Source organism: Sporomusa sp. (assembly GCF_057736855.1).
In genome coordinates this window covers 1-3,625 of record NZ_JBYKYF010000303.1, presented here as the reverse complement: position 1 = coordinate 3,625, position 3,625 = coordinate 1, and the positions used below count along the sequence as shown (strand labels likewise).

Below are 3,625 nucleotides of genomic sequence, written 5' to 3'. Positions count from 1 at the left end.
GGGAGAATAGGGAGTTGCTGGTTAACAACAAAGCACTCATTTGCATATATGCAGGAGTGCTTTTTATATTTGGATATGCCCAACGTTAAAGTGCATAGAATGCTAGACGAAACCTCGATAATAATTTATGTAAGTGTTTTTAATTGTTAATTGACTTATCATAAATCCTAGAATATACTAAGAATAGTACAAATGAAAACCCACCCACTACTCGCGGGTGGGTTTTTTTGCAAGTATAAGTATTTTAACAGTAAGTAATACTGGTGATTTTATTGCGAAGGAATGATATGTAATGGAACAATATCAAAAACATGGTATAAACCCTTTACTTATCAGCATAGCCACGGGTCAAGATATTGCTAATGTATCTTTACGGCCAACCATTGCCATGCTGCCGGGCAAGTATCCTAAACTTATTTATAAACACATAAAGATACTTAATAATCATTTTCCTCAATCTATTTTTCGTTTAAAATGTAGATTATGCGGCAAACATGGAGATTATGATTTAAGTACGTTAGTGGTTCCAACGACTGTTAATGAGGGTAAAAATAAAATTGAGGAAACTCAAGCGCTTGGTTATTTTCGCTGCAAACATTGTAATTCTGCCGGAGAATGGGAAATGTCTTCTCGTATGCAAGCAATTCTTGCAGGCAAAATAACGGCTGCACTCTCTAATGGTGATAAAAACATACATTCTGATGAAGTTATTTTTGGTGAAGCATTAATCGATAAAGTTTTTGCACCACGCTGGGGAAGCGATGCAGAGAACTATTTTTTAGAGAAATTAAAAACAACACCAGATGATGCCTATCTTTGGAATCGTTTAGGCAATACATACTATAGAGGTAAACGTCCTGAATTAGCTGCAGTTGCTTATGAACAGGCATTGCTTAGGGATATGGGGCAGGTAGAGTCGCACTTTTCTTTAGGCCAATTACTTTTTGATTGTGGTGAGTTTGAGCAAGCAGCAGAACACCTTAGACAAGTACTAGTTTATAGTCACCAATATAAACATTTGGAAGCATATAGCCTTAGGGAACTTATTGTAGGAACGTTAACACTATTATTTGCTATTTACAATAAAAGTGACCGTAAAATTGATATATTACCAAATCCTACTAGTTTGAAATTTGCTCATTTTGTTAAAAGTGAAATTGCGGCGACAGCAGAACTTGATTTTGAGATAGACCCGAATCGGAAAGAAACTCTTTATCCGCTGGCTGAGCTATATTTAGGAATAAGGCGGATGGAGTTACCACCTGGGGAACGGTTAGCCATGCCTGCCCGCTCATCTAAAGCCAGATGGCCAGTTTCACACAAAATTAATAAACAGAAGCCTCCCAAAAAAAATAAAAACAAGAAGAAAAAGTAATAGGAATCATGCACCTTTTCATGAAGGTGTTCTTTTTTTACATTTTGCATGACTTAATGGAAGCCGTGTTTCTTATGTAAGAAAAACGGAGAAATAGCCTTTGAGAGAAGGATTTAGCCTTATTATGTTGAATACTTAATATCGTGTTAACAGTATGTACACTTGCATTATAATTTTGTATAGTCTAAATGGAGTTATTTTAAATATGGAGGAAAATGGAATCATGGATTTAAAAAGTAATATTGTTAAAAAAGGCTCTACACGGGCAGCTCACCGTTCTTTGTTTTATGCTATGGGCTACACTCCCCAAGAATTAGAAAAGCCAATGATTGGTATTGTTAATGCCTTTAATGAAATAATCCCGGGTCATATGCACCTTAGAGATGTTGCTGAGGCAGTAAAGCTAGGTGTAGCTGCGGGAGGCGGAATGCCAGTTGAATTTCCGGCCATTGGTATCTGTGATGGTATTGCCATGGGACATGATGGAATGAAATATCCACTCCCAAGCCGCGAACTTATTGCCGATTCTATCGAGGCTATGGCTATCGGTCATGGATTTGACGGCTTAGTACTTATTCCTAACTGTGACAAAATTGTGCCCGGTATGCTTATGGCGGCAGCCAGGTTGAATATTCCTTGTATCGTTATGAGCGGTGGTCCTATGATGGCAGGCCGTTATCAAGGTCGGGATATTAGTGTTAGCAATATGTTTGAAGCAGCCGGAATGTTTGAGTCTGGTAAAATTTCTGCCGATGAATTGGATAAGATGGAAAAAGCAGCATGTCCGGGATGTGGCTCTTGTGCAGGTATGTTTACTGCTAATACTATGAATTGTATGGCAGAAGCACTAGGGCTGGCGCTTCCTGGTAATGGTACCATTCCAGCTGTTCAATTTGGTGCACGCCGTATGATGGCTAAACAAGCTGGTCAAATAGTTGTTAATTTGGTGAAGCAGAACATAAAGGCTCGCGACATCCTAACCCGCAAAGCATTTGAAAATGCTATTGCTGTAGATATGGGGATTGGCGGATCTTCAAATACTGTGTTACACCTGACGGCAATTGCGCATGAGGCTGGTATAGAATTGCCCTTGTCCTTATTTGATGAAATTAGCAGCAAGACTCCTTATATTACTAAGCTAAGTCCGGGAGGAACCCATCATATTCAAGATTTAAATGAAGCAGGCGGAATTTCGGCAGTAATGAAAGAGTTGGCTAAGTTAGGTCGCATTCATACCGATGCGTTAACTGTATCAGGTACTGTCAATGATAGAATTAAGGATGCTATTATCATGCGTCCTGATGTAATTAAATCCGTAGAAACACCTTACCGCAATACCGGTGGAATTGCTATTTTGAGTGGTAATTTGGCTCCTGATGGTGCCGTAGTCAAAGAAAGTGCAGTTAAAGAAGATATGTTGTTTTTTGAAGGAACTGCTAGAGTGTTCGATTCGGAAGAAGAAGCGATTGAGGCAATCATTGGCAAGAAAATCAAGGATGGAGATGTTGTGGTTATTCGTTATGAGGGGCCAAAGGGTGGGCCAGGTATGAAGGAAATGCTTAACCCGACAGCCGTAATTGTAGGTATGGGCCTTAAGGTTGCCTTATTAACAGACGGAAGGTTCAGTGGCGCGACACAGGGGGCATGTGTTGGGCATATTTCTCCAGAAGCCATGGAGGGAGGTCCTATTGCGCTTATCCAAGATGATGATATTATTACTATTGATATTCCTGGACGCAAGCTTACGCTTAATGTGAGTGACGAAGAACTGGCAAGAAGAAAAGCAGCCTGGGTACAACCAGCTCCGAAAGTTACGAGTGGATATCTAGCTAGATATGCTAGGTTGGTGACATCAGCCAATACAGGTGCTATATTAAAGTAATTACCATAGAAGGTTATAGAGGCGGAATTCTGAACCAGTATGTAAGATAAATAGCAAAGCGATGGTTTGATTTACGGAGACAGCAAAAAAGTCTGTCTCTGTTTTTTGTTTATTCGCAATTATATGAATAATAATTGACATGCTGGGAGATGATATGTTAAGATGAAAAAAACTATCTTTATTTGTTAGAGGTACGCAGTCAACAGGTATTGACATGTTACAAATACCGTGTTAACATATAAAAGCTGTCAACATTTGATGGCAGTATTAATTAAAAAAATATATATTGACACAACCTCAAGGTTGTGTTAATATATAAAAGCTGTCGCTGATGCGGCAGTGGCAAATGTGTTCCCTGAAAACTGAAC

The 3,625-nt window shown here is 39.1% G+C and carries 2 protein-coding genes; both read left to right on the top strand.

Going from position 1 to position 3,625, the window contains the following annotated elements; all coding sequences use genetic code 11:
• Nucleotides 1-292: 292 nt before the first annotated feature.
• The gene (locus AC29Z1_RS15110) at nucleotides 293-1,375 is read left to right on the top strand and encodes a tetratricopeptide repeat protein (RefSeq protein ID WP_488272285.1); all 1,083 of its coding nucleotides are present in this window, start codon (nucleotides 293-295) and stop codon (nucleotides 1,373-1,375) included.
• Nucleotides 1,376-1,598: 223 nt separating this feature from the next.
• On the top strand, nucleotides 1,599-3,257 hold the full coding sequence (gene ilvD / locus AC29Z1_RS15105) for a dihydroxy-acid dehydratase (RefSeq protein ID WP_488272284.1): 1,659 nt from the start codon (nucleotides 1,599-1,601) through the stop codon (nucleotides 3,255-3,257).
• The last annotated feature ends 368 nt before the right edge of the window (nucleotides 3,258-3,625 follow it).